Raw genomic sequence first — 26,338 nt, forward strand, 5'->3', positions numbered from 1 at the left:
TCTATTATGAGGTCGCCATTTTCGTTGTCGTGGGTGCATTCACCTAGAGTCTGCTTCGCGGCCTGGGCTGCGTGTGGCGTCATGGCCGCAGGGGTGGAGCCGCTTTACTTCGATGGGCCGGAGGTGGTGAAGATCGACTGGGCGACAGCTTGCCCCCGAGCGGCAGATTTTAATGGCGATGGCCTCACGGACATCGCCATCATCAATTCTGACCGCGCACGCATCGAGCTGCTGCTCCAGCGGAAAGATGGCGTGAAATCCGGCACGCCGGAGAAGACTTCCCGCGAGGATCGGTGGAATCCGGTGCTCGAAGTCTCGCGTTTTGATAAGGAACCGCTGGTCATCGGCCATGCGGCGATGGCGATGGCTGTGGGTGACTGGAATGGGGATGCAAAGCCGGATCTCGCGATCGTCACGGATGAGGACAAGCTGGTCCTGCGCATGCAGGATGGGAAAGGCGGCTGGACAGCGAAGCGAGAATTCGCACTCGATTCCGTCACAGAGGATACCGAGGTGCTAGCCGCAGCGGATTTGAATGCGGATGGACGTACCGATCTGGCCTTGCTGACGAATACGCGGCTGCTGGTGCTCCTGCAGCAGGGGAAGCCTGGTGAGTGGGCCGAGCCGCTGGGATACGCACTCGGGGAGAGTGGCTGTGCGGGGCTACATGTCGCGGATCTCGATGCGGATAAGCTGCCGGATCTTTTCTACACCGCACCGGAGGGGGATGCGCTGCTCGTGCGACTGCAGCAGGGCAGTGGCGGCGGTTTTGGCGAAGAGTGGCGGGTCGAAATACCCAACAGTAGGCACTGGCTACACCCGGTGCGCATTGGTGCTGGCAAGACGGGTATCGCCTGGATTCAAGATGAGACTGGTATGGTCGAGGTAGCACGCCTCACGGAGGCAAAGGCTCAACCCGGCAGCGACCGTGCCTCCACCATCCGCCACGCCATGCCGCCGACAGAGGGCAAGGGCGGAGCCGTGGCCTATGGCGACCTCACGGGCGATGGCAATGCGGATGTCATCATGTCCGAGCCGAAGAGTGCCCGCCTGTGGCTCTTTAGCGGGGCGAAAGATGGCAGCTTCAGTCAAGGGCGCGAATTCCCAATCCTCGGTGGTGTGGACTCATTGATCGTGGCGGATGCGGATGGTGATCAAAAAAATGATGTCCTTCTCCTCAGCAGCTCGGAGAAGGCCGTCGGTGTCGCTCATTGGAAAGAGGACCGCCTCGCTTACCCAGAGATCATCCATCAGGCCAAAGAGGGGGAGAATCTCCTCGCACTCGCTCACGGCAGCATCGCGGCCGCACCTGGGCTCATCCAGGTCGTCATGGACATCAAATCAAATCCGCAACTCCTCACTCTCGCTGCGAAGGACGGCAAATGGAGCAGCAGCATGCATGAACTCAGTGCTCTGACAGGCAGTAGCCGTGCCAGCGCCCTCCGCGTGCTGGATGCCAATCAGGATGGCAAAGGCGACCTCGCCGTCTTTTCGAGCATCGGCCCCATGCAGGTGCTCCTGAGCACGGCAGAGGCAAAAACGCCCTTCAAACGCCTCGATGGCATCCCAGATGCCTTTGTCAGTAAGCTCACCCCGACGGCGCTGACCACGGGGGACCTCGATGGAGATGGGAAGGATGAGTTTATCATCGCACGCGATCAGCTCGCCCGCGTCTTCCGTGCGGGAGCGGATGGCAAAGCCAGCGTCGTGGAGCAATTCAATGCACCAGACTCTGGTGCGGAGATCCACGCAGCATTGCTGAAGCGTGGCGCGGATAAAAAGCTCCGTGTCGTACTCATCGATACTGCACATAGCCGCCTCTACGACCTCGCCGCAGGGGGCGACGGAGTCTATCGCAGCCAGCACAGTCACCCGCTGCCAGCCATGACGCCAGACCTCATCCGCCTGGTGCAGAGCAGCATCGGGGAGCGCCTGCTGCTGCTGGGGAAATCCAGCTTCCAGATCACGCCACTCGATGGGGGCAGCCTCCAGCTCGAAACGGTCGCCACCTTCGATAGTGACCTGAAGGACACCCAACCGACCGACCTCATTCCCGCAGCCTTTTCTGGAGCAGAGGTGGATGACATTGCGCTGCTCGATACCACTCGCAGTCGTGTCATTGAAGTTTTTCAGCCCGAAAAAGATCGTGAATGGGTTAGCAGCCTGCATTTCCGCATCTTTGAAACTGATCCGCACTTCCGTGGCAAGGCTGGCCGTGAAAACGAGCCCCATGACTACACCGCGCTCGACATCGACTCTGATGGCAAGCTCGACCTCGTGCTCCTCTGCCACGACCGGGCTCTTTTCTATACGCGGAAGCGCTGAAGGGTGCCCCCAGGGCACAAAAAACCCGTGGAGCCTCCCTGAGGTCAGGTGGGTCCACGGGCAGAGTCCTAGAGACGGGTGCCTCGACTTATTTCGCTGGAGCAGGGGCTGGGGCCGGAGCAGCAGGAGCAGGAGCGGCGGGAGCAGGAGCGGCGGGAGTCAGAGCTTCTTGGGCTTTCTTTGCAGCATCTTGCAGAGCAGCGGCGGCTTCACCGGCTTTGGCAGCGGCAGCGTCTTTGACTTCCTGGGCTTGCTTTTCAGCAGCAGCTTTGAGTTCAGCGGCTTTCTTTTCGGCTTCGGCCTTCAGTTCAGCAGCTTTGTCGGCGACGGCGTCTTTGACTTCGGCAGCCTTGTCGGTGACGGCGGTCTTGGCGGCTTCTGCTTCTTTAGCAGCAGCATCAATGCCTGATTTCGCAGCGTCTTTGACGGCTTCTACGGCCTTATGGGTGTCGTCGGCGGCTTTTTTGGCTTCCGGTGTCTTTTCGCAGGCGGTCATGCCACAGAGAGCGAGCATGGCCAGGATGAGTTGGGTAGGTTTCATAATGGGGTGGATATGTATTTGTGCCTTGGATGTCGGCGCGGCACGCATTGCATGCATTGCGGACCTTGTCCCGGCTTAAAATGAGCAACTTCAGCGGCTCCGAATTCCACGTTGACGCCCATGTATCGGGGACTACCCTCGCGGCCCTCCACGCCTAGGGCCGCAGCTCCAGGCACACGACACCCAACCTACCTACCACCATGCCCCGTAGCTATATCTTTTCGTCCGAGTCCGTCGGCGAAGGCCATCCTGACAAAGTCGCCGATACCATCTCTGACGCCATCCTTGACGCCTGCCTCAAGATTGACCTGAAAAGCCGCGTCGCTTGCGAAACCTTCGTGAAGAGCAATGTCGTCGTCGTCGGTGGTGAAATCACCATCCCGAAGCTCCAGAACAAGAAGCTCGGCACCACCAAGCCCATCGACGAGGTCATCAACGTTGGCCAAGTCATCCGTGACGCCATTCGCGGCATCGGTTACACGAATGTGGACGATGTTTTCCACGCCGACCAGATCTTCATCAATAACTACCTCACCATCCAGAGCCCCGACATCGCCCAAGGTGTGGACGCCGCGGAAGCCGAAGGCAAAAAGCACGGCGAACAAGGCGCAGGCGACCAGGGCATTATGTTTGGTTATGCCTGCAACGAAACGCCCGAGCTCATGCCCGCGCCCATCATGTTTGCCCACCGCCTCGGCCGCGAACTGACCCGCATCCGCAAGGCTGGCAAGCTCGCCAAATGGCTGCGCCCAGATGCGAAATCCCAAGTCTCCGTCGAATACGTCGATGGCAAGCCCACCCGCATCGTGAACGTCGTCATCTCCACCCAGCACACCGCAGACGTGAGCCACGCCGAGATCGAGAAATTCTGCATCGAGCAGGTCATCAAGAAAGTCCTGCCGAAGAACATGCTCACCAAGGACACCGAGTATCTTATCAATCCGACCGGCAAATTCGTCGTCGGTGGCCCTCAGGGCGACAGCGGCCTCACAGGTCGTAAAATCATCGTCGATAGCTACGGCGGCATGGGCCGTCACGGCGGTGGTGCCTTCTCCGGCAAAGATCCGTCCAAAGTGGACCGCAGCGCCGCCTACATGGGCCGCTGGGTCGCCAAGAACGTCGTCGCCGCCGGCCTCGCCGAGAAATGCGAAGTGCAGTTCGCCTACGCCATCGGTCACCCGCTGCCAGTGAGCGTCCACATCGACAGCTTCGGCACCGGCACCATCAGCGATGACAAGATCCTCGCCGCCGTCCTCAAAGTGTTCTCCTTCAAGCCTGCCGACATCGTCAAGCAGCTCAACCTCCTCCGTCCGATCTACTCGAAGACGACCAACTACGGTCACTTCGGCAAGATCGACGACAAGGACATCACCTGGGAGCTCACCAACAAGGCCGACGCTCTCAAGAAAGCCGCGAAGTAAAAGTTGCCCAGTTGCGGTGCAACTGGCCACCAGCCTTTGTTGCGCAACAACAAAGCTACTTTGCCCGAAATACTCAAAGAAGCCGCGCAGCGACCCTGCGCGGCTTTTTTAATTCAGTCAAAAGGCAGAGTTCGCAAACACGGCCTGACATGACCACATGACGTGCAGTCAGATGAATCAGTCTTTTAGTTTGGTTCCACGAATAACACTCTCACCAACGTCCATTCGGGCAATGGCGACTGCGTTTTCAAGGGATGAACCGTGACCGACATACTTTCGTGAGTCACACAGGAAGCCAGTGGTGACGCGATAGATGTCAAAACCCTTCGCATCAGGGCTGAGTTGGTAGTGTTTTGTGCCTTTAGAGGTTTCGATGATGAGCTTTTTCATGATACGGTAGATGGGATGATTGAGGTTCAAACGTTGATGCTCTTCATGTCGGAGGAGCTGTGGATGGACAGGATTTTGATTTCAGGACGGCGGAGTTTCCATGCCGTGGCATTGGCGTATTGCGGCGAGAGGACGACTAAGATGCTGCCAGCACGGAGAACTCGCATGCCTGCCTGGATCAGGAAGGCGGTCTTGGCGGAGTTGTCCGCGATGACTTTGCGTTTGCGGCACCAGTCGTCATAGCGCTGCTGCCAGGAGGAGTCCCACTGGCAGCAGCGGCTCAAACGCACACGGCATTTGATGATGACGCCGCCGCCTCTGGCATATCCCTGCGCTGTGACAAGGTCAGCAGCTAGGTAAACTCCATCACCGTAGGCGTTACCGGTGGAGACCATCCAGCCGTGACGAAGGATCGACCTCGCATTCTCGACCTGGGGCGTTCCGTGATAGGCAATCACATGGCTTTCCCTTGCTTTGGTGGGCTTGAAAAGCCGTATTAGGCCCTTTGGTCGCGACGGTGTTGTGGCCTTCGCTTTGTGCATCGGTTTCTGATGTTTAGCTGGCTGGTTGCGGCGGTGCTTGGCCTTCGGACTCTTCCGGGCCTTGTGATAAGGGCGAGGCGCAAAGCACCGGTGGATCATCTGGAGAAGATTCATGACGGAGGCTTGGGTTAGCGGCTTTTGCTGGGACGTCGAAGGACGTAGCGCTGGATCGCCGTGACCACATGTCGCAGCTTGCGGGTGATGATGATGGTTTCAGTTGGTGCGGAGCGAGAAGGTTTGCTCGGCTGCTTGCGATCATGGTCGCAAAGAAACGCACGGCCTGGCACATGCCCAAAAACGACAGCCACAGCTAGAAGTCGGGCTTGCCAGCAATCGTGATGGAAATGGTGCTTAATGTGCTCGCGATGGTCGTGAGGGACGCGGTGTTGGGACACGAGAGCCTTTGGCAATGTGGCCCCGCACCACTGACACCGGTCGGGACTGGCATTCATCTTCTGGAGTGCTTGGTCAAAGCTCGCCGGGGCCATGTAGTGGCCGCGTGCCAATTCACCGTCTGGGAGCTTGTGGCCGGTGCGCAGGTCGTGACCTGGGCGCACACGCCCTTTGGCGATGGATTGGATCAGCACACGATGGGCACGCTTTTCGAGCACTTGGCTGGCAAACCGTGGCTTCACCTTCAGTTGGCGCAGTGCATTGGCGGATTCGATGTTGTAGTCACACATGGCAGGCGTGGAGTTGGGGGTTGGTGTGGGTGGGACGAATGCGGCGATGACGCGGACGGCTTCCGCCACTGCGCGTGATGTCCGCCCCGATAGGGACATGCTGATGGATCAGTTCGCTGTGCTTGCGAAGACGAGCGGAGGTACAGCCAGGCACCGCGACTGTGACTACCTTCGTTTGCGGCCAGCAACGACGCACTGCTTTGGCGATGGCGAGCACGAGATCGCCATCACCACTGCCGAGGCAGAGCACGTCGCAAGGATGTAGGCTCAGCAGCCTCCCGGCCTCCACCGCCAGATCGGTGTCGGCGTTCGACTTCACCTCAGCGCCGTGACAGGTAGTCACGACCTCACGCTCGATCACCAAAGGCACCCAACCACGATTCTTGAGGTAGCAGGCACGTTGCTGGCGGCCCGGTTCATCTGTCAGCACCGCTACGGCATGGAGGGAGGCACTTGTGGCCACCAGTTTGTCATACAGCAGGCGGTAGGAGAGACGGGCGTGGTGCTCCTTGCCCATGGAGATGCGAAGGTTATCCTCGTCGAAGATAGCAATGACGCGGCTGAGGCTGAAAACGGAAAGGTCCGTTTCCTGCGGCAGTGCAGGGCGGCTAGGCGATTTCGCAGCGTGCCGGGTTTGCGGGACACGGCTTCGGCAGAAGCCGAGGCTGGGAAAAATGAGTGAGTTCATATTCATGGGTGTGAGTTTTACGCGGCAAGACGAATGTCACGGCCTTGGAGGCCACGGGGAGTGCTGACGACCACGGCGGAGACCTTGGCACCGATTTTAAAGTGAAGCCCTGGGGCTGCGTGGCGGGGATTGAGCCACACAGATTGCCCTTTGAGCTGCATGTCTTGAGCGAAGGCAAACTTATCACCGGCAGAGGTGACCACGAGGGTGTGTCGGGCGCTGTCTCCCACACGCATGGTGCCGCTGATTCGTCCGCCTGTGATGGCTGCAGCATGTTCGGAAGCGAACTGGCCGCCTGCCTCCTGCTGCATGGGCGTCACCGTCCCCCAATTGAGTTTCAGTAAATGAGCGTAGCTCTGCTCCTTGTTGTGGCGTGTTACCATCAGACGATGACCCGTGATGCGCTTCAAATCCAGCAGTGGCAGCTCCATGCCCTTCGCGAGGTCAAAGTCCTTTGGCAGCAACAAGGTGCGTCCAGTGAAACCCCAGCAGAACTCGTGGGCCACACAGCCACCCGCATGCAGTTCCACGGTGATTTGGTTGAGATCAGCGGCGGCGAGCATGAGTTCCAGGTCATGGAGCAGGTCGGCACGCGAAGCGCCTTCCGGCCAGAGCGTGCGTTGGTAAGCCTTGGAGGCAAAGTCGATCTGGGCGGCGATTTTGCTGATGGCCAGCTTGGTGTTGGTATCCGGCAGTTTGGCTGACGAAGTGGGGGGAGTGTGAATGTTCATGGACGGACGAGGTGTGGGTTTGGGCTGTGGAGCAGGATTGAAGAAACCGTTGAGGATGTCGTTGAGGAGGCTCATGGAAGTGGGCATGGACGTTGAAGGTGAAGTTGACAGGCGGGCGGCGGTAGCCGCCCGCCTGAGTTCGATCACGCCGAAAGGCTAACTTGTGACGCAGCTGGACCTTGTGGGTTTAGCACTCGCGTGAAGGAGACACGCGTGCCGAGGCGGAGCGCCATACCGGGTGCCAGTTCACTACCAGCGACGAAGAGACTCTCCTGCTGGTCGCTGAGAATTCTTCCGAAAGTGCCTGTTTTTGCGACAAAGCAAATGACGCCCTTTAGACGCTGCGGTTTCGGCATCGGACGAGGCTTGTTGGCAAGCACGGGCTTTGGAAACGTCGTCTTTGGCAAGTGGGACGGCGTAGCAAGCCACGCTGCTACCGCACGAGGGCGGGCAGGGTCCGTGAGATCTGGGAGAACAAGCAGCTTGTCCTCAAGGCGCAGGCCACTCAAGACAGCGCGGGATATGAAGACGGACTGTAGAGCTGGATTGCCAGGAACGCACAACAGCGAGAAGGCTGGCCCCGTGTTGATGCAGATGGCCTGATAAACTGTCAGGACTTCGCTCGTGCGGGCATTGAAGTAGCATTGTGCACCAGCGCAGGGGCCTTTACCGGCGGTGATGTATGTTTCGTTTTTGTATTGGAGGGTGGTCATGTTTTTGGATCTATGGTTGGTAAGTGCCTTGCCAATAGCGGCGAAGACAAAAGAAGATCATCTCATCAAAATGGTCTGCAATTAAGCCATTCTCGGCTGACCGTTTAGGCACACTAGAGGCACACATCCTCCGCCAAACTGTTCATCGTCTCTTCAGTAAAATGGCAGAACAGACTCCTGTAAAACACACCATCAGCACACTAATAGCACACAACAAAAAACACACTATCAGCACACTCTGAGCATCAAATCAGGGCGCTCAGTCAGCGAATTTTAAGTCTCGGGCTGTTTATAAAATCCTCCCTCAAAGGCATTTTATTTTCTTGCTCGCTCTTTAGAAACACGTACTGCCCCTTGGGGTACGATTTTTGTGTTCCGTTTTGCATAATTGCGTTTCGGGGTAGGCCTAAACTGGCTGCAATATCACCAAGCCCGCGTCGAATATCTCGCAGGCGACTTTTCTTCGTCCTGTCATCAAAGGATGAAAAAACATCAATCACTCTGCTCAGCAGATCAAAAGCCTGTGCATGAGAGATGGGGGTGCGCGTCGTTCCGTCAATTTTTGTGAATAGCAACCTCAAGACGGCAGCTTGTGCTGGGTTCAAGCTTGCCGCTGTTTCAGTGCAGTCTTCGTCGTGAAAAAGCGTCGTTGTATTCCAGTCAAAGAAAACCTGCTGTTTCAGTTTAGGTATTTTGTTCTTTTGATCTTTGCTGCCACTTGTCGTGTTGATGGCGGTACCAACGCTCGTTTTGGGAGCTGGTGCTTGTGGAATCAGGCTTTGAGTAGAAAACCACTGCCAGAACAAAGCGTTCGCCTTCCTCAGAGTTCTTTTGGAGTTATCAAAAGCAGCGAAGCCTGTGCAAGCGCATTGGATCGCGGCTGAATCATTCATGTGGCCGATGGTTATCACATCTTCATGTCGAAGACGATCCACACATGCTAGAGAAGGTTGAGAAAGACCGTCATACCATATCCTGAATGTGCCGGAACACGCCGTGAGAAGCTCTGCACAGGTTTGATCGCGCCATTCTTCAGAGGCAACATCTTGCTCCCTATTCATCGCATTTAGAATCGTCTTGCTGAGCAGGTCTACGATCTTGATCTGTCCACCAGACTGTTGATGCAACCATTTCACCGTTTCTTCATCAATCCCCTCATGTGCCTCTTTCAAGAGCTGGCGTGTCTGCTCAATGCCAAGGTTGTAAAAGAAGCATACTTTGGCTTCTTGTATCCAAGTGGAGCCAGCGACATTCAACTTTGCTAGGTTATCCGCCATCACAAGAAGCCCGGGTTCACCGCAAATAATCCACGCAATCTTACAACGCGGACAGGTATCCCAGACCCCCTTTAAACTCAGCAGAAACTGCTGCGCCGTGTCTTGCGCAAGCCAAGATGAGTCTTCCAAAAGATGCACACGCTTCAGTGCGACAACGACTTCCACATTAACACATCCACAGGGAGCCAATAAGATGTTCAATTCTTGGCCGAAACGAGAAGCGTCGAGTCCCTCAGCCGAAGCTGAAATGCGGGGCAACGAAAGCCCAGTGATGCGTGAGTCAAGATCCCGGCTCAAGGAATCAAATAGCCTGGACCAGATTTGGCCCGGCGTCTTGTCTTTGAAATCTCGCAAATCCAATACGGTGACGATACGAACCGAGCCATTTTGATCGTGTGCTTGCTTTGGATAGTCGGGGGTGGCCCAGGTTTCACGAAATCGCTTAATCAAAGCGGACTTTCCAGATGACTTGCCGCCGATCAACACCACCCGTCCTTCCTTAAAGAGGTCGGGACTCCGCAGATACTCCAAGTGGTTTTCGAAAGGGCGTGACATCTTCAAGCTCTGGTTCTGATTTGATTCAAATATTGTTTGAGAAGTGCTATTCGTATACTTAGGCAGCCATCTTTTTCCTGAACGAGTTGATAGCGTATCAAATGCACGCAGCCAGCGGACTGCATGTTTTGAATTGGGACTGGCGTGTTGCTTTGAGCGAGAATATCTAGAGCAATGCGTTCATCAGGGTGACTGCGCTTAAGACGGTCTAATATTTCCTCAAAATGGCCCTTGGCACCCCCGGGATAGCCACTTTGATATGCAGGTCCGGTTTCATTGAGATAGTCATGAGCCGCTGAGGTGACATGAGAACATTGCACCTCGACTGCGCGATGCTTGTCGGCCCGGAAACGGGTGACCACCAGACTAGCAAAACAACGTGTGATCATAGGATGTCCTGCCGTTAGGTTGTGGATGTACATGCAAACATCCTTATCAAAGGGAATGCCCATTGAGCCGCCGAGTTCCATCAGCATTTCAGCCGTCTCCCGTTCGTTGAGAAAAGGAAGGTACTTGGCGACTAGGTATTGAAACAAAGGATTATCCATCATCCTGTTGGGAAACCGCCGATCAGCCACTCATACTATTTCCTGTAGGCTGACATTGGGTGCAGCGACGATTAACCCTAGTGACTCAGGATGGATTTGGTGAAGTCCCCTCAATCCGCCTATCAGACTGAAGGCGTCAGCCTCTTGGTTCTCGACAAGATAATCAAACTCATCCAAAAACACAAGGATGCGGGGTCGATCCTCACGCGGAAGCTGACGAAATAACCGGATTATACTCTCCAAGTCCTTTAAAAGACCATCTATAAAGTCAATACCTGCCGCCCTAGTGTTTTTATCGCAGTAATACCATTGGATTGTGCCAGGGTGTTTTCGCTCTACTTGATCATAGAGTAGCTCGCCTATCGCTTGATAGGTTGCATCGGCCGTTCCCTTCACTTGGCAATCTACACGAACTGTTAAGTTGTCCTTTGCTCGCTGCTGCTCCTCAAATTTAGCTAAAAAGGAAGTCTTGCCAGACCTGCGAAGACCAAAAATGCCCACAGCCTGATCCTGCAAGACAAGGTTGCTGACTTCGGCCAAGAGCGCCTCTCGGCCAAAAAATTGCAGTGTTTGAACTACGGAGGCCACAGCGAAAGCGTCTCGATCTGCAATTCTGTTGGTGATTCGATCATGCAATGTTTTGCGGGCGTCGGATGACTCGGCAACTTCGCCATAAGTCATGTCCACAAAGAACAGCTTGAAGCCATCCACTGTGTTTTTACTTGAATGCAGCCGACTTGCTAAATTAGCCTTCAGGCCTTCGCTAAACTGAGCGGCGATCAGAAATGCAATGGCTTGGTCAACAGCTGGGTAGTCATTTTTGACCTCCTCTTGGACTCCGTCCAAATCCACCCCCTTTCGATATTCTTGGCTCAAGCAGCGAACGAAGACCTGCTGCCGGAGGCGAACCTCCTCCCAATCCGCAGGTGTGTCAAAAACGAGGTCCGTCCAGCCTTGTTCCGAAACTTTAGAATTCTGGTGTTTGAATCCCGCATTTTGAAAAAAGGCAATGGCCTTCATTACTTCTTCGCTCAGGGAGACTTGCCGTGAAAACTCGCGCGTCTGTTCTTTGACCTTCTCCCAGGCGTGAATGTCCCGTGATGGAACCCTGCCAGCGAGGAAGGCCTCTTCGCCATAGGCTTCAAAATAATTATGGTAGACCAGTAGTGCCTCCTGCAGAGCCTCTTGAGTTCCAATGTCTGATAAGGCTCTTCCAAGAGCCAGCAGAGCGCCTTTTTCTCCGACTCTTCCTGGGGCAGCATGGGCAAGTTCAACGGCTCTCCTGAGTAAAGGCAGGGCTTTAACGTGATCTCGCTGGGACATCGCATGCACTCCAGCATCCTCGAAAATTTTATACTTATCGGGCCAGATGGCCATCCCACGCCTATAGACCTCTGCGGCCTCATCATCTCGTTCCAGGTTTTTCAGCAACGCAGCAAAGCGGTACACGCAGTCAGGCCAGACTTTTAGCGTCATGCAGTCCTCATAGTACTGAATCGCCTTTTGGTAATCCTCCTCGATTGTGGCGGAACGCGCTAGTTCGAGGAATTCCTTGGAACGAACGACAGCCTGCGGAATAGATAATGATGTATCCTTCTTGCTCGATTCTCTGTCGGCTCGCCAGATTTCCCGCATTTCCCGGCAAGTGAATTGCGCCCGATGGTATGAATGTGGCTTATGATCGACGGAAGCCAAAAACAAGTCACCTGCGCTTGGAATCTCCTGAAGGGTTAATGGTAGGAAAAGAAGACTGAAGTAGGCTTCAATATCCGTGTTTCTAAATCCGCTTTCAATGGCAGTCATAAAGCCATGCCCTGGAGAAGATTGGTCATGAATACTGTCCACCTGAAAAACCTTGAAGCCTGGTGCTCTGATGTTTTGGGCACGCCAGTACTTCGCATAAAGTGAATCTTTTGCAGCGGAGTCGAAATCCACAGCGATATCGTAATGACCCTGCGATTCTGAGATTCTTGTACGGATCTCTGGATCTATCACATCAGACAGACGGAACTGAAAGTCCTCTCCAACGCGGTTTCGCAAAAAGCCAAAGCCCCCATTGCCGAAAGAGGTGATCCGCCCGGCAGCCTGAGGCTCTAGCGAAGGAGGCAAAGAGGTTCGCAGTGAGATAGCCGCCCATTCGCGCGACTCACGCCGCAGGGCCCCGATTTGGTCATCTGGTAGTCTTTCCCAGTTGTAATGTGCGATGGCGGAACAGATCAGGGATCTCCTTTTGTAGAAACCAGATTGTAGATATGGCCGCTTCCGCCATGCGTCGGTGATGCGTGCATCTTTTTCGATTTGAGGAGCCCAGAGTTCATGGGCTTGTTTGAGAACGACGCCCAACTCTTGCCAGTCAGCAGTAGAAACCCAAGCCTGCTCCTCCCAAGTATAGGCATCACCTGCCGCAGCCACCAGAAAGTGATAGGCATCAGGGCACCTCTGGATAGGGGGTGTTTTTTTGAAGTCCGTTTTTGGGAGCGAAAAAAACGATTGTTCGACCTTCCTGTCTTGCTTTGCAGTGGGCTTGTTTCGCTTTGTGGCGCTGGGATTCGGCTCTTTGGAGGCTGTGCAGGTGCCTTTTCTGACTTTCAGCACCCTTTACGGGTGCTTTAGCGAACCAAACAGGCATAGCGGTCCATGTTGTAGACCAGATTGCTGAGGTGGTTGTGCTGTGTGGCTCGTTTCAATCCAATGCTCCGACACAGATCGGCTCCCATCTGCGTCATTCGCGCGAAGATGTGCTCTACCCTCACACGCATCCGGCTGATCGTGTGGTTGGTCTGCATTTCAGCTTCGCTCAGCGGGTGACCTCGTGTGGCTTTGCGCATCAGGAACTCCTGCGCGTTGAGCTTGATGAGATACGCCTCGTGCTCCGCGCTGTGATAGGCCGAGTCGGCGAGCACGGCCTGATCTTTGTCATCAAGCAGTCCTTCAAACACTTGGCTGTCGTGGACACTGGCGGGCGTGGTGGTGGAGTTGATGATGATCTTGGTTTTCAAGTCGGCCTTCACATGGTTCTTCCAGCCGTAGTGCGACTCGTTGTTCTTCTTCGTCCAGCGTGCTTCGCTGTCTTTCTGGCGGCCCACGGCGGGGTTCTCGTCGAACTCTTCGGGGCGTTCGCCCTGCTTGATGCGCTGGTTCGCCTCGCGGCTGTTGCGCTGGCGTGGGGCTTCCGTGAAGCTGGCGTCCACGATGCTGCCTTCTCGCGCGACGATGCCTTTGCTTTCGAGCATCTGGCCGAAGGTGTCGAAGAGTTTGCGACTGCCTTCTCGTCCATCTGCCTCAATGCGTTGCTTAAAGTCCCAGATGGTTTTGGCGTCAGGGATGTCGTCGCCGATGCGCAGGCCGAGGAAGGCTTTAAAACTGGTGCGGTCAAAGATTTGCTCCTCGGTGGCGTCGTCGCTGAGGCCGTGGAACTTCTGTAGCACAAGGACTTTGAACATCAGCACGGGGTCGAACGGGGGCTTGCCGCCCTTGGTCCAGTCGCGGGTGGCGTAGCCAGTGAGATCTTCGAGCAGCGGGCGGAAACTTTCCCAAGAGATAACGTCGCGCAGCTTGAGGATGCCGAGGGTTTTGGCGGCGACGGCCTGCTCATGTTCAATGGCGGAGAACAGTCCGCCGCCTCGTTCTGTCTTGCGGTAGCGCTTCATGGCCCCTTTTATGGCCTATGGTTGCTCTCGATCAATGAATTGCCTGGGGAAAGGAGGTTTCCAGAGGTGCCCATCAATAAACTGTTCGATCAAATCCATGTCCCGACTGCCAGAACGCAAGGCCCGGTTGACCTCCAGAAGCATTCTTGAGCAAAGTTCAACCTCGCTTGATGCCATGCGAGCTTTCGCCCTTTCGCGGCACTTCTCCACTAGCTTGAAGATGGAAACCATGCCTGTATTCCGCATGACTTGATCAGTTCTCACGTCTGGAGACGAACGAATAAAACGAGAGGTGATTTGGCTCACTATTTCCATCGCCCTGGCGAAGTCTTCCGAATCCACCTCCAACATCTGCCGCAACTGAGAGACGAAACTGTCTAGTTCATCGTCGCCAGGTTTAAATGGCGGAATAAGCTGTTCCTCGGAGGGAGCTTCTGGCTCCGCAGCAGAAATCTCAGGTGTCTTTTGCCCGGCTTCAGAAGAGGCGCTTTCAATCGAGATGATACCTTCGGTAAACACGCAACGCGTTTTACCGGAGGCAAAGATCAGCAAATATTCATCACCAACCTCACTAACCACGCCAGTATAGGCCGCGCCCCCCTGCAAGATCACGGAGATACACTCCCCGCAAGAAACGAGTTTCCGAATGATTCGCATACGGGGGTTTTCTCTCAGTTCGGACTGCATTTTAAACGATTTGGGTTATTTAAAACTAGGCAGCATCCAAATCTATACAATCACGAAGGTTTTTGGAAATAGAGATGTAACTAGTTGGTAACGATAAAACAACTAAGGCCGACCAAGGCAAGGCCCGCGTTAAATAGTCACCCAACTGCGGTCATTTCGGCAAGATCGACGACAAGGACATCATCTGGGAGCTCACCAACAAGGCCGACGCTCTCAAGAAAGCCGCGAAGTAAAAGTTGCCCAGTTGCGGTGCAACTGGCCACCAGCCTTTGTTGCGCAGCAACAAAGCTACTTTGCTCGAAATACTCAAAAAGCCGCGCAGCGACCCTGCGCGGCTTTTTTCTTGCAACCCACCTCGTGCATCACAGCGTGCAAAAGAGCTCTATCGTGAACAATTAGCCTCAACCATGCATTCCCCGATCCGCGTCACTATCTGGAACGAATTCGTCCATGAACGTCAAAATCCCGTGGTCGCAGAGATTTATCCCAGAGGTATCCATGGAGCACTCCAGGAGGCTCTGGGAGTCCATACGGACTTGGTCATTCGGACGGCTACGCTGGAGGAAGCGGAGCAGGGGCTCTCGCAGGATGTCCTAGATCAGACAGATGTGCTTTTGTGGTGGGGGCATGCGGCGCATGACTCGGTGCTCGATGAGACGGTGACACGGGTGCAGCAGCGGGTGATCGCGGGCATGGGATTGATCGTTTTGCACTCGGGGCACTGGTCAAAGGTCTTTAAGCGGCTGATGGGCACGAGCTGTGCGCTGTGTTGGCGTGAAGCAGGTGAGCGGGAGCGTGTGTGGGTCGTAAATCCGGGTCATCCGATTGCGGAGGGGCTGGGGAGAGCATATCGAGATCGAGCACTCCGAGATGTATGGTGAGCCCTTTGGCATCCCGACGCCTGATGAGTTGATTTTTGTGTCATGGTTCCAGGGTGGAGAGGTCTTTCGCAGTGGAGCGACCTGGACACGCGGTAGTGGGCGCATTTTTTACTTCAGTCCAGGTCATGAGGTCTATCCGATCTACCATCACCCTGAGATCCAGCGAGTGATCGCAAACGGCATCCGCTGGGCACGCCCACAGGGAGTGGCCGCAAAAACACCGCGCCATGTGCCGGTGGAGGAGGCACGGGAAAAGCTCACGGTGCGTGGCGGCTCCGTGCATGGAAATGATGGAATGCTAGCGCAGTAAATGGTGCATGGGAGTGCGCCGCGATTGGATTTTCCGTTTGCTGTGAGGGGGCAACTCTGCTTTAGGCAGGCCCCACGATCATTCCGCGCGGTTAGCTCAGCGGTAGAGCACTGCCTTCACACGGCAGGGGTCGCAGGTTCGAACCCTGCACCGCGCACCATTTCCATTTTTGGACACAGTTGGACTAAGTGCGCCAATTAGCTTGTTTTCAGGGGTTTCAGAGGATGGAAGCAAGATGTTCTTTTGGGCAGTCGAAGACGCAGTTGGACACTTTAAGACCAAATCTTGTGGCGTATTTTGAGCAGGTTTGGTGATGCCTGGCAGTGAACGCAGCGCCTCAGCTAAAGGAAGCTGGCCCGCGTCAGTGTAGGTTCTCATCGTCAGCTTGATGTCACTGTGACGCATGATTTCCATGGCTACACGAGGCGCTACACCGCTCTTATTCAATTCCGTGCAAAGAGTCGTGCGCAGAGCATGGAAGTCAGCCGTTTCCCCCTTTGCATCAACATAAGGAATACCTGCCTCTTCGAGGTCTGCTTTGAAGCGCGGCATGCGTGGCACAAGGCCTTTGAATACGCGATCCGTAGGGCCAAATTTTGAAGGCCGAATCTCCTGAAGCGCCTTCACAACCTCGAAGCGCAATGGTATGCGAGCCTCTTTTCCGTTCTTCGTAGTCGATGCCCTGGCCGTGATTGTAGGCGTAGCAGAAAGGTCAACATCGCACCAGCGAACTTGCTGCAGCTCGCTACGGCGAAGACCTGTGAAGGCAGCGGTGATATATGTTGCGGCGCGTTGACCTGAAACACGCAACAATCGAGTCAGTTCCTCAGCAGTGAAAGCGCGGCGGCGCATTGTCTCTTTTCCTGCGGTAGATACGTTCTCGACACTTGCAAAGGGATTACGCTCTAAACGCTCCATCTTGACCATCCACTCAGCGAAGGAATGCAGAGCACACCGGTAATCGTTAAGCGTTTTGGGGCCGAAAGTCTGCCGTGATCGCCACTTCTCAAAGGAGTCACGGCGTAGATCACGCGGTAAACTCCAGGCGCACTCCGAAAAGATGCGCTGGAGCTGCTTTTCACGTGCTCGCACATACTTGGAGACATCACCGGCAATTTCGAGCGAGCGCAAGAAACCCTCCAGATGTACGGAAAGTTCGTGCTTGGCAGCCTCGCGCATCGCCTTTGGAGCCGCAACGCCATCATGTTCTTCAAGGGCTTCTTTGAAGGCTTGATCGGCGATTCGTTGAGCCAACCGCTTATCCGTACGCTTCGTGCATCCATAGACGCGTTCCTGTGGATTGTTGATGTAGTAATAAAAGCGCCAATAGCGACTTCCACCCTTTCGAGGTTTTACGAGATAGACAGGCATAATTCAAAAGCTGGAAGGGAGTTTCTTGAGGAAGTGTTCAAGGCATTCTGGCTTCACAACCCAACGGTTACGAAGCTTATGTGCTTTGAGCTGCCGGTCTGCCACCATCCTTTGGATGGTGCGGCGTGATCGCCGCAAGATAGGTGCAACTTCGGGAAGGGTTAGGTACGCTTTGTCTGAGGGGATATAATTCATAGCTTAACATGATGAAATAACCCAGGGCCTACCGCACATGCAGTAGAACAAACCCAAGGTTAACTCTCGCCTCCAGGGAGGTGAGTAGTGAATCCGTGCCGGGCGGATTCACTGAAGAGATGTTTGTTTCCGGCGAGGACGTACCAAGCCCTCTTGCTATGAAGTATGTGTATCAACCAACGAGCACCAACTCGGATGCAACGGGCCACATATTGGCGTCGAAGTTAGACAATATAAGCAATTTGGAGTCAATGTAGATTTTCGAGAAAACAATAAAATCACAATCCGTCTTGAGGTGGCACTGGCGTTGCACTGAAGAACGAACGCTGCCGCTCGCCGACTGACTCCCCCGGCATTGCAGAGTAGCAACCCCGCCGCCTTCCAGAGTCTCGTTTTCTACCGGATGCTACGCATCCTTTTGGCGGCTCCACTGAGCGAATGAAGAAGCTGGTGCATCAAGACGGCTAATCGCTTCGACGAAAGCGGACGCGTCACACAGCAAGCGCACGCGATCATTGTTCCGTGCCTTCCAGCGTTTGGGCATTGAGGATCTTCTATTCATCAGAAACTCCTTATAGCAAATCCACTGATCGAGATGCGGCTCAACATAGAAGCTGAACTCCTCATCATCGACGACACCTCCACGATTCCAACGCCACCACACGAGTTTTTCCTTCCCTTCTCGGAGCTGGGCAAGGCCCTGTTCCCATCCCAAGCGTGAACCAATAACTTTATTGGGTGTTTCTCCATCCATACTTTCAAGAAATCTCCGCCAGAATCCGCGGTTCACGTCGTCTTCCATCTTTCGCCGGGCTATGCGCCTGATCTGAAACGCCTTCTTCCCATCCAGTGGCAATGATACGGCTTCTGGAACCGGAAGCATCTCCGCGTTGATTTTCCCCCAATACCTGCCCGTGAAATTACCCGGCCTAGTTTGATCTCCTTTGCTCATGTACTTGGCAAAATAGTTCATCGCTCCTCCAATGCTTTTGATGCGGTCAACTTGAGTCCCGGCCTCGCCCAAATGCTTGTCTCCGTTGTGGGCTATTTGATACCACTTTTCCTTCACCCACTTGCGCACATCCTCTATCAGCACCTCCCAAAGTCCAAAGAGCATGAGGTGATAATGAGCAGCCCCTCTTGCTTGAAACTCCAGTTTCCAAATGCCCGAGCATCGCGGCCATCTTCGCAGAAGGTAGGTTATGAATTTCTTCAGGTGATACTTATAGACCTCGTGATTGTCTGGGGCTGGATATTCGGCGGGATAGGTCAATGTGACCACGAGTGCTCTGCCAAGCTCAGCACGTCGCATCATACCCAAGCATCGCTTTAAACGTGTGCGGCTAGACGTGCTCCATTCGGTTACCTTTTGCCTCTTCTTGGCACTTCCATTCTTTGAAGGAACACGCGGCAAAGGTACTTCTACATCAATCAAAGAAGCTCCTGGATAAAAGGTTATACGTGACGGCGGCTTCTCAAATCGGTTTACTCCATTTGTTCCGTTATGCAGCTTGGATAAACCCGCTGCCGCCCCTTGAGCGGCCAGGTGTCGCGCTCCGCTTGCGCCCCCTGGCTGCTCAAGGGGAGTGCGACGAATCGTGTAATCTCGCGATTTCATCACTTCCGCCCTCCTTTCCAGGACTGCACCATCGCTAGAACGGCGGCTTTCAGTTCAGCAGGCAATTCAGGCCATACCTCAGCAATCTCGACGAAATCAGGGGAGGCTTGTGGCGTATTTTGGTGCAGGTGCTCGCGCTCGCCCTTGTGTTTCCGAGGCTTGCTTGCCGGTTCGAACCCTGCACCGCGCACCATCGTTCATCCGTGTGATCAACTCGGATCTTTTGCAGAAGGCTCAAAGTGAGGGGAGGGCGAATTCCCGGCGGGCACTGAAGGCGCTGTGATTCTTCGGCGTGACGGCGATGGGGGGCACGACGTAGCTTTCTTTGGGCTGGAAGGCGGGATCTGCCTTCTTTTTGAGGGCTAGGCTGAGGGCGAGGTCCACCAGTAGCGGTCGAGCTACAGTGGCATCGATTTCGCCATTGCGCAGGAGGTCGAGGCCTTCATTTCGACTATCCAGGCCATCGACGCCGATGATCAATAATTGCTCGCGGGTGTTGTAATGCGTGGCGGCTTTGGCGACGGCCTGTGCGAGCACGTCGCTGTGTGCAAAAACGACGTCAAATTGCTTCTGAATGTTCACCGCCTCTGAGAAGCGGTGAAAGACGGTCTCAGGAGTCCATCCGGCGGGTGCATCATGCACTAGGATGACTCCAGGCTGCTTGCGTAGGCCCTCTTCGAGCCCAATGGAGATCTGCTGACTGAGCGGGGACTTCTCTGCGCCACGTATCTGCACGATGCGGCCTGCGACTTCTGATTTTTGCTCTTCAGCGGCTTTTCGTTTGAGGGCATCGAGGGCGATCTCTGCGGCGGTGTGGCCGATGGCAGCGGGATCGCAGTAAACGAGGCTGGAGCAGCCTTTGAGGCCTTTTTGGAGGCCTATGACGAAGATGCCTGCCTGAGTGGCTGCTGGCAATACGCTGGAAAAGTCAGCGCCGTCTGCGGGATCGAGGAGGATAGCGATGGGCTTGCGATCAAGGGCGGCACGGAATTGTGCGACCTGCTTTTCGGCGTCATCGGCGGCATCAAGCGTGGTGAGCTTCATTCCATTCTGCCTGCCACTGAGGACGCTGAGGACGGCTTTTTGATAGAGTGGGTAGGCGAGTTTTGCGTTGCCTTGCAGGAGGAGGATTTCGGAGCGGTCGTCTTTGGCCGTGATACCAAAGGTGCGGGCGATTTCTGGTGGCGGGCGGATCTCTCCGAGCAGGGAGTTGCCGTCCTCGGATTTGCGCAAATCTTTGTCGTGCTGGGCAAAGGGATCTCCACCGGAGTTATCCGCTGGTCCGCAGGCAGATAGCCAGGCCGTGGCGGCGGCTAGGAGGAGAAAGCGGAGGTGAGGTAGGCGCATGACGTGCGGCTTTTTTGCCATGTTTTGGCGGCGGGCACAAGCCTCTTACTTCAAGGCGGCGTCGATCGCGGTGGTGAGCTCTGGGGCGGTGGGCTCGACATCGGAGCCGAAGCGCTGCAAGACCTTGCCGTCTTTGCCGACGAGGAATTTTTCAAAGTTCCAGCCTACGTCACCACCAGTCTGGGTGAGTGCGGTGTAGAGCGGATGTTTGGAGGCTCCGAGGATGGCCACTTTGGCGGTCATGGGAAAGGTGACCTTGTATCGCTCTGTGCAGAAGGCGATGATTTGCGGCTCTGCGCCGGGTTCTTGGCCGCCGAAGTCGTTGCATGGCACACCGAGGACGATGAGTCCCTGGGCTGCATATTTTTCATGGAGGGCCTGTAGTCCTTCATATTGCGGGGTGTAGCCACATTCGGAAGCGACGTTGACGATGAGCATGACTTTGCCAGCGTAGTCTTTGAGGCTTTTCTCTTTGCCCTGGATATCCTGGATGGTGATGGCGTGAATGCCACTGTCTGCGGCGATGGCGCTGCTGAGGGTCATGATGGCGGCGAGGAGGATGCGGAGGGCTTTTTCATGGATGAGAGCAGGTGCTTCTTCAGGGTGTGGTGACAGAGATGTATGTGGAGAAGGAGGTATTGATGATGCGGAACTCGCGGCTGACGACACTGGGGGCGGTGAGTGTGAGGGCTTCTTTGGCGTATTTGCTGAGGGTGTCTGGATTGGCGTCCACACGCTGTATTTCGCCTGCGGAGTCGGTGATGATGAGCATGTAGCCGTATTCTTTGGCTCCACTGCGGTAGGCGCCGCCTTCGTAATAGGAGAGGCGTACGTCGGGGGTGGCGTTTTCCATTTTCGCCTGCGGGGTCAGATTGAGCTCATGCTCGATCTTTTGGGTGACGTAGAGGTGGGTTCCTTGATCGTTGGAGGCCTCTTTGGCGAAGGTGAGGATGGTTGCTTTTGCGTCGCGTATGTGGCGAGTGACTTCGCGGTTCTGGATGCTGTAGCCGTAACTGATGTCGATGGAGCGGTAGCCACCATCAGCGAAGCCACGGGTGCTTTTTTTGCTGCGTACGAGCGTGGTGAGGCTGAATTTTTTGGTCCCTGCCGCAGTGGGCGCGGTGGCGGCAGGTGCGGCGGTGGCAGTCTCTGGATGTGCAGCGGCCCAGGCGTCGATGTAGGCGTGGTCTTCCTTGCAGAGGGTGTTGCGGGGGACGCGTATTTCTTTGCCATCATCCTTTTTTCGCAACATGACGGCGTCTGCTGCTACGGCGATGATTTCTGCCTCCAAGAGCGATCCGGCGGTGCTGACGAAAAACCGCGTTTCGGCCTGCAAACTAGCCACACAGACCCAAATGGCCGTGAGAAGGAGTTTGGCGAGGTGGTGGGGCTTTGGCATGTTTTCCTGGTGGATACGTTCTGCGATTCCGCAGCTTTGGGAACTGCATTTTTTGAGGAAATGGGGCCTGCTGTTGGCGGCTCTCTCAGTAGCCTTCGGTGGCTTCACTGAAGGTCCAGGGGGCCTGGTAGGCACCGGTGCGCTCTTTTCAGTGGCGAACGAGGTCATTGAGCAGCGCGGATGCTCCGAAGCGGTAGCGACTGTTGTGGAGCCATGTATCGCCAAGGGTTTCTTTGACGGCGATGAGGAAGTGCAGGGCTTGTTTGGCCGTGCGGATGCCGCCAGCGGGCTTCATGGCGATGGGGATGCCGGTGGAGAGAAAGTGGTCACGGATGGCCTCCAGCATGACCTGATTGTTGCCGAGGGTGGCGTTGGAAGAGGTCTTGCCGGTGCTGGTTTTGATGAAGTCACCAGGCCTGAGTACACGCATGGCGAGGAAGCTTGCGGCGCGGATGTTGTCGTAGGTTTCGAGTTCGCTGACCTCGAGGATGACTTTGAGGGTGGCTTTGCCACAGGCGGTGAGGACGGCGGAGATTTCGTCCTGTACGCGGTGGAGATCGCCGCTGAGGAAGGCACCACGGTTGATGACCATGTCGATTTCATCCGCTCCATCGGCGACGGCGCTGCGGACTTCTGCTAGGCGGGTGGTGAGGGAGGTCTGGCCACTGGGAAAGGCGGTAGCGACGGATGCGATTTTGACCGCGTTGCCTGTGAGGTGCTTTTTGGCATGTCGTACCATGCTCGGATAGACGCAAACGGCTGCGGTGGAGGGGATGTCGCTGTGGTCATGCGGGCGCAGCGCTTTTTGGCAGAGTGAGGCGACTTTGCCAGGGGTGTCTTTGCCCTCCAAGGTGGTGAGATCGACCATGGAGACGGCGAGGCGGAGGCCGAAGACCTTGGCGTTTTTCTTGATGCTGCGGGTGGTGTACTTGGCGACTCGTTCCTCGATGCCGAGAGTGTCCACGGGGCCGATTTCATCCATCAGACGGCGTAGGCTGGTGGGTGCGGTGGGCATGGTGGGCTCGTGGATCGTGCGCGGATGGCGTGAGGCCTGTTTCTCCCCCGTTCCTACCTCACCAGACGCGGCTGAGAAAGCGACCGAACATGCCCTGCGGGGCAGAGGACTTTTTGCTACCACGTTTTCCGGCGATGGCACGGGGTATGAGCGGGCCTTTGTGATCAATGACGCGGATGGAGGCGATCTCGATGCGGGCGATGGGGCAGTCGTTGCTGTCCACGGGCATGCGGGAGATGTATTCGAGCGTTTCGAGGCCGGAGACGACTTGGCCAAAGGCGGTGTACTTTCCTTCGAGGAAGTCATAGTGGCCTAGGGCGAAGTAAAACTGGCTGCTGTTGTTGCGGCGCTCAGGATTCACGCTGTCGGCACGGCGTGCCATGGCGACAGTGCCGAGTCGATGGGGGCGCTTGCTGCTTTCATAGGGGAGGGTGCGAGTTTCCCCTCCGGTGCCCCATTGATCGCGTTTGTCGTCATCAGCAGTGAGTGGGTCGCCGGTCTGGACTAGGAAGTCCTCGATAGCGCGGTGAAAGGCGAGCCCGTCATAGAATTTGCTGCTGCAGAGGTCGATGAAGTTCGCGACGGTATTGGGGGCAGAGTTTTTATAGAGCTCGATGACGACTTCCTCCTCGGTGCCACCGAAGGAAACCTGCATGATGGCGAGTTTATGCACGGAGTCCTTGGGCCAGAGTGCGGGGTCTTCGCGGGCAGTGAGAGCGGGGACGGTGTAGGTGCCGCGTGTGGGGGCGCTGACCAAAGGCGGGGCGGCGGTGGTGGTGCCACTGGGTTTGGCAGCGGTAGAGGTGCCATTTTTGTCTGCGGCCTGGAAGACGGAGCGCTGGGCCTCATCTGCTAGTTTATCAATGTCTGCGCCGACGGGAGCGGTGGCCGCTGGTTGGAGCTTTTCCGGCACTGGGAGCTGTGCGGAAGATGGGCTGAGGAGACTGAGAAAGACGAATGGGCAGAGCAGGAGGGCTTTTTTCACGACGCGAGTAGGGATGTGGCACGTTCCTGCCGCAGGAGCAGCGAGGAGGGGAGTGCCGGATCAGCGCAAATTCGAAGGCACAGTGACAGAGGGCTGCGGCGCTGGTTCAAGCGCTGGGGCCGGGGTAGGAGCGGAAATCTCCGCAGCTGCACGAGAAGCGGGGGCAGGAGTGGAGGGTGCATTGCCCTGAGCAGAGCCCAGAGCGGCGGCTTCACTGGCGCTGTATTTGTAGATTTGCTTCGGACCACCGCGTGTCTTGCGGCGTGGCAGGCCATTGGCGACATCGAAGTCATCCGCCTCCGCCACAGTAGGGAATTTGAGATCGGCCTTGTGTGAGGTACAGGAAACCACTGCGGAAGTGAGGAGGGCGGCGAGGAGGATTCGGACGAGGGACATTTTTGATGAGCAGATGTTGATATCTTACAGGGGGAGCGATGTCGATTGTAGGCTGACGCCTCTGTGCTGGCAACCGTGAATAATGCCCGCGCTGGGATCAGACTTTGCGCCCCAGGGCAATGATGGTGCGTCCGAGCAAAATCGGTGTGCTATTCATCGCTCGTACGAGCGGCTCGTTCGCCTCATCGAGGGTATGGTAGCGATGGCGCTCACGGCGCATGGCCATCCAGCCAAAGAGCCGGATGAAGGGGATGAGCAGGACGTATTTGAGAAGGGAGGAGCGCTGGACCTTATCAATGTGCGGCTCTACACCCTCAAACCCACTATCCAGCATGGCATGAGCGACGTAGAACCAGGAGACGGGATTGATGTGACCGCCCGTGGAGTAGAGAGCGCTGTTTCTCACTGGGAGCGGGCCGAAGAGGTTCCAGAACCCAAACCAGAGGAAGCGCAGGCGGGAGTTCAGATTCAGGATATTCGGAGTGCTGAGGATGCAGACACCACCTGGGCGTAGCACACGGTGGATCTCACGCACGACCAGGCGGAAGTCCTCTAGGTGCTCGATGACCTCGGTGGCCGTGACGATGTCGAAGCTGGCATCTGGGTAGGGGAGAGGCTCATGGTTGAGATTTGCGATGTCCACCTTCTGATCCGGCAGTTTCATGAGCGTGTCCGTGTAGTCGCAGACGCTGGAGGTGACCTGGAGCTTTGATTTGACCTTTTTGATCAGGGTCCCATGCCCGGCACCGATATCCAGATAGCTGCGCCAGCCCGCTGCGCGGGAGTCAGCCAATAAGAGAGCCAAAACCTTGTCGTGAATGCCGTCGATACTCATGGGCCGCGTGCTTATCGGCAGCAGCCAGCGGCAGCAAACGCTTTTTTATCGAGCTGCGGCACGGCGACGGCGCAGCAGAGTCGCACACAGGCCCAGACCGGTCAAAAGTGCACGTCCAGGCTCTGGGATGGCGGCGACGATGCTGACCGTCCCCGTGGCGTTAAAAGCGCTAGAGTCCCATGCGAGATTGTAGGCAGAAATATCCGGCAAAGACAGTGTCGAGGCTAGATTTGCCCCTCCGAAGCTCAGAGAGCCCCAGTCCACCAGATCGAAGCTCTGCCCCGCTGCGGGCGTAAAACCTGCATTGAGTGTCAAATTGATCGCCCCACTGGTGCTCATGCTGAGATTGTTATTGATCACCAATCGGTCAAAGCTGCTCGTAGAGCTGATCCCCAGATTGATGCTGCCTCCAGCAGCCACACTGGCACTGCCCAGCGTGAGTGTGCCGATCCCCGTCGCCGAGCTCACTCCTGGCGCGATGATCCCGCCACTCTGCACCTGGACGAGCCCAGTGATGAAGCCTGTACCCTCCAGCGTCCCGCCATTGCCAATGATCACACCGCCCGTACCGGTGGCACTGCCGCTCGTATTCGTCACGCTGAGTTTGCCCGCGCTCACCGTCACCGTGCCGCTCATGGAAGGAGATGCGGCCGTGAAGGCCAGCGTACCAGTACCGTCCTTTTGTAGGCTCACACTGCCGATGATCGTCCCGCTGAACTGAACGGATTGCCCCCCGGCGACTGTCCACGACTGCGCTGCATTGAGTTGGATGTCGGTCGTGATCGTCGCGGAGTCATTCGCCGTGATCCCCCCACTGCCAAGCTGAAGCGGCATACCCATCGTGCCAGCCAAGGTATAGCTACCCGTTGCTGGTTGGAGGACGATACCCGTGGCCACGATCGTGCTGCTTACAGTCACGGTACCTGCGGTGCCGCCATTTCCCAGCACCGCTGTCCAACCGGCGGAGTTATCCCAGTTTACGTTCGTGGTGCCGTTGTACCACTCTTTTGATCCACTGACATTCCACGTTCCGCTGCCATCCAGAATGGATGGATTACCATTGCCGTTGGAGTCCCAATAGCGATAAGTCTGACCAAAGAGTGATGTCGCTGCTAGGATCAAGTAGATGGCAGTCTTTGCCATTTGTCGTGGCAGACACCACTTGTTCAGTATTGGATAGGAATTCGACATGTTAAACTTAGCCTTTATATATTTTACATAAATAAGCATAAATT

At 55.9% G+C, this 26,338-nt stretch carries 24 protein-coding genes, 1 tRNA gene and 2 pseudogenes; 4 read left to right on the forward strand and 23 right to left on the reverse strand.

Translation table 11 applies throughout. From position 1 onward, the window contains the following. Positions 1–33: 33 nt before the first annotated feature. Positions 34–2,325, forward strand: coding sequence for a VCBS repeat-containing protein (locus tag IPK32_07130; GenBank protein ID MBK8091748.1), 2,292 nt, complete (start codon positions 34–36; stop codon positions 2,323–2,325). Between the two features lie 88 nt (positions 2,326–2,413). On the opposite strand, the gene IPK32_07135 is transcribed toward IPK32_07130, so the two are convergent. Next, on the reverse strand, positions 2,414–2,866 hold the full coding sequence (locus IPK32_07135; protein MBK8091749.1) for an embryonic protein DC-8: 453 nt from the start codon (positions 2,864–2,866) through the stop codon (positions 2,414–2,416). Between the two features lie 200 nt (positions 2,867–3,066). Here IPK32_07135 and IPK32_07140 point away from each other — a divergent pair, with 200 nt between their 5' ends. Next, entirely contained in the window at positions 3,067–4,287 is a 1,221-nt protein-coding gene (locus IPK32_07140; GenBank protein MBK8091750.1) for a methionine adenosyltransferase, read from the forward strand. Between the two features lie 177 nt (positions 4,288–4,464). Here IPK32_07140 and IPK32_07145 read toward each other — a convergent pair whose 3' ends face one another. The 11 genes from IPK32_07145 to IPK32_07195 form a co-directional block, all read right to left on the reverse strand. Continuing rightward, complete coding sequence (locus tag IPK32_07145) at positions 4,465–4,677, reverse strand: hypothetical protein (GenBank protein MBK8091751.1); 213 nt, start codon at positions 4,675–4,677, stop codon at positions 4,465–4,467. A 26-nt stretch (positions 4,678–4,703) separates the two neighbouring features. Then, a complete protein-coding gene (locus IPK32_07150) occupies positions 4,704–5,219 on the reverse strand; it encodes a hypothetical protein (protein MBK8091752.1) in 516 nt (171 codons plus the stop codon). 128 nt (positions 5,220–5,347) lie between these two features. After that, a complete protein-coding gene (locus IPK32_07155) occupies positions 5,348–5,902 on the reverse strand; it encodes a hypothetical protein (protein ID MBK8091753.1) in 555 nt (184 codons plus the stop codon). Beyond that, the gene (locus IPK32_07160; protein MBK8091754.1) at positions 5,895–6,590 is read right to left on the reverse strand and encodes an NYN domain-containing protein; all 696 of its coding nucleotides are present in this window, start codon (positions 6,588–6,590) and stop codon (positions 5,895–5,897) included. Before IPK32_07160 ends, IPK32_07155 begins: the two co-directional genes overlap by 8 nt. A gap of 17 nt (positions 6,591–6,607) precedes the next feature. Further along, positions 6,608–7,396, reverse strand: a complete 789-nt coding sequence (locus IPK32_07165) for a hypothetical protein (protein ID MBK8091755.1) — start codon at positions 7,394–7,396, stop codon at positions 6,608–6,610. Between the two features lie 68 nt (positions 7,397–7,464). Then, positions 7,465–8,034 (reverse strand): hypothetical protein, encoded by a 570-nt coding sequence (locus IPK32_07170; protein MBK8091756.1) that lies wholly within the window; start codon positions 8,032–8,034, stop codon positions 7,465–7,467. Positions 8,035–8,297: 263 nt separating this feature from the next. Further along, complete coding sequence (locus tag IPK32_07175) at positions 8,298–9,866, reverse strand: ATP-binding protein (GenBank protein MBK8091757.1); 1,569 nt, start codon at positions 9,864–9,866, stop codon at positions 8,298–8,300. A gap of 2 nt (positions 9,867–9,868) precedes the next feature. Then, on the reverse strand, positions 9,869–10,417 hold the full coding sequence (locus IPK32_07180) for a hypothetical protein (protein MBK8091758.1): 549 nt from the start codon (positions 10,415–10,417) through the stop codon (positions 9,869–9,871). A 27-nt stretch (positions 10,418–10,444) separates the two neighbouring features. Next, positions 10,445–13,009, reverse strand: coding sequence for a hypothetical protein (locus IPK32_07185; GenBank protein MBK8091759.1), 2,565 nt, complete (start codon positions 13,007–13,009; stop codon positions 10,445–10,447). A 14-nt stretch (positions 13,010–13,023) separates the two neighbouring features. Continuing rightward, the gene (locus IPK32_07190) at positions 13,024–14,064 is read right to left on the reverse strand and encodes an IS5 family transposase (protein ID MBK8091760.1); all 1,041 of its coding nucleotides are present in this window, start codon (positions 14,062–14,064) and stop codon (positions 13,024–13,026) included. A 15-nt stretch (positions 14,065–14,079) separates the two neighbouring features. Beyond that, positions 14,080–14,751, reverse strand: coding sequence for a hypothetical protein (locus IPK32_07195; GenBank protein ID MBK8091761.1), 672 nt, complete (start codon positions 14,749–14,751; stop codon positions 14,080–14,082). A gap of 407 nt (positions 14,752–15,158) precedes the next feature. On the opposite strand from IPK32_07195, the pseudogene IPK32_07200 reads away from it, so the two are divergent. Beyond that, positions 15,159–15,942 (forward strand): annotated as a pseudogene (locus IPK32_07200) (ThuA domain-containing protein). A gap of 85 nt (positions 15,943–16,027) precedes the next feature. Then, positions 16,028–16,102, forward strand: a tRNA-Val gene (locus IPK32_07205). A 200-nt stretch (positions 16,103–16,302) separates the two neighbouring features. Here the strand turns inward: IPK32_07205 and IPK32_07210 are convergent. The 11 genes and pseudogenes from IPK32_07210 to IPK32_07260 form a co-directional block, all read right to left on the reverse strand. Further along, a pseudogene (locus tag IPK32_07210) lies at positions 16,303–17,313 on the reverse strand (site-specific integrase). A gap of 3 nt (positions 17,314–17,316) precedes the next feature. Then, positions 17,317–17,508, reverse strand: a complete 192-nt coding sequence (locus tag IPK32_07215) for a helix-turn-helix domain-containing protein (GenBank protein ID MBK8091762.1) — start codon at positions 17,506–17,508, stop codon at positions 17,317–17,319. 406 nt (positions 17,509–17,914) lie between these two features. Continuing rightward, entirely contained in the window at positions 17,915–18,625 is a 711-nt protein-coding gene (locus tag IPK32_07220; protein ID MBK8091763.1) for a hypothetical protein, read from the reverse strand. 735 nt (positions 18,626–19,360) lie between these two features. Beyond that, positions 19,361–20,473 (reverse strand): substrate-binding domain-containing protein, encoded by a 1,113-nt coding sequence (locus IPK32_07225; protein ID MBK8091764.1) that lies wholly within the window; start codon positions 20,471–20,473, stop codon positions 19,361–19,363. Between the two features lie 45 nt (positions 20,474–20,518). Continuing rightward, a complete protein-coding gene (locus IPK32_07230) occupies positions 20,519–21,016 on the reverse strand; it encodes a glutathione peroxidase (protein ID MBK8091765.1) in 498 nt (165 codons plus the stop codon). A 55-nt stretch (positions 21,017–21,071) separates the two neighbouring features. Continuing rightward, positions 21,072–21,872, reverse strand: a complete 801-nt coding sequence (locus IPK32_07235; GenBank protein ID MBK8091766.1) for a hypothetical protein — start codon at positions 21,870–21,872, stop codon at positions 21,072–21,074. A gap of 148 nt (positions 21,873–22,020) precedes the next feature. Further along, on the reverse strand, positions 22,021–22,887 hold the full coding sequence (deoC, locus tag IPK32_07240; GenBank protein MBK8091767.1) for a deoxyribose-phosphate aldolase: 867 nt from the start codon (positions 22,885–22,887) through the stop codon (positions 22,021–22,023). 58 nt (positions 22,888–22,945) lie between these two features. Next, complete coding sequence (locus IPK32_07245; GenBank protein ID MBK8091768.1) at positions 22,946–23,872, reverse strand: peptidylprolyl isomerase; 927 nt, start codon at positions 23,870–23,872, stop codon at positions 22,946–22,948. Positions 23,873–23,932: 60 nt separating this feature from the next. Further along, positions 23,933–24,268: a hypothetical protein gene (locus tag IPK32_07250; protein ID MBK8091769.1), complete on the reverse strand. Its 336-nt coding sequence runs from the start codon at positions 24,266–24,268 to the stop codon at positions 23,933–23,935. A gap of 97 nt (positions 24,269–24,365) precedes the next feature. After that, positions 24,366–25,103, reverse strand: coding sequence for a class I SAM-dependent methyltransferase (locus tag IPK32_07255; protein MBK8091770.1), 738 nt, complete (start codon positions 25,101–25,103; stop codon positions 24,366–24,368). Between the two features lie 45 nt (positions 25,104–25,148). Next, positions 25,149–26,246 carry a PEP-CTERM sorting domain-containing protein gene (locus tag IPK32_07260; protein ID MBK8091771.1) on the reverse strand — a complete coding sequence of 366 codons (1,098 nt, stop codon included), beginning with the start codon at positions 26,244–26,246 and terminating at the stop codon, positions 25,149–25,151. Positions 26,247–26,338 lie beyond the last annotated feature (92 nt).

The sequence above is a fragment of the Verrucomicrobiaceae bacterium genome (assembly GCA_016713035.1).
Lineage (GTDB): Bacteria > Verrucomicrobiota > Verrucomicrobiia > Verrucomicrobiales > Verrucomicrobiaceae > Prosthecobacter.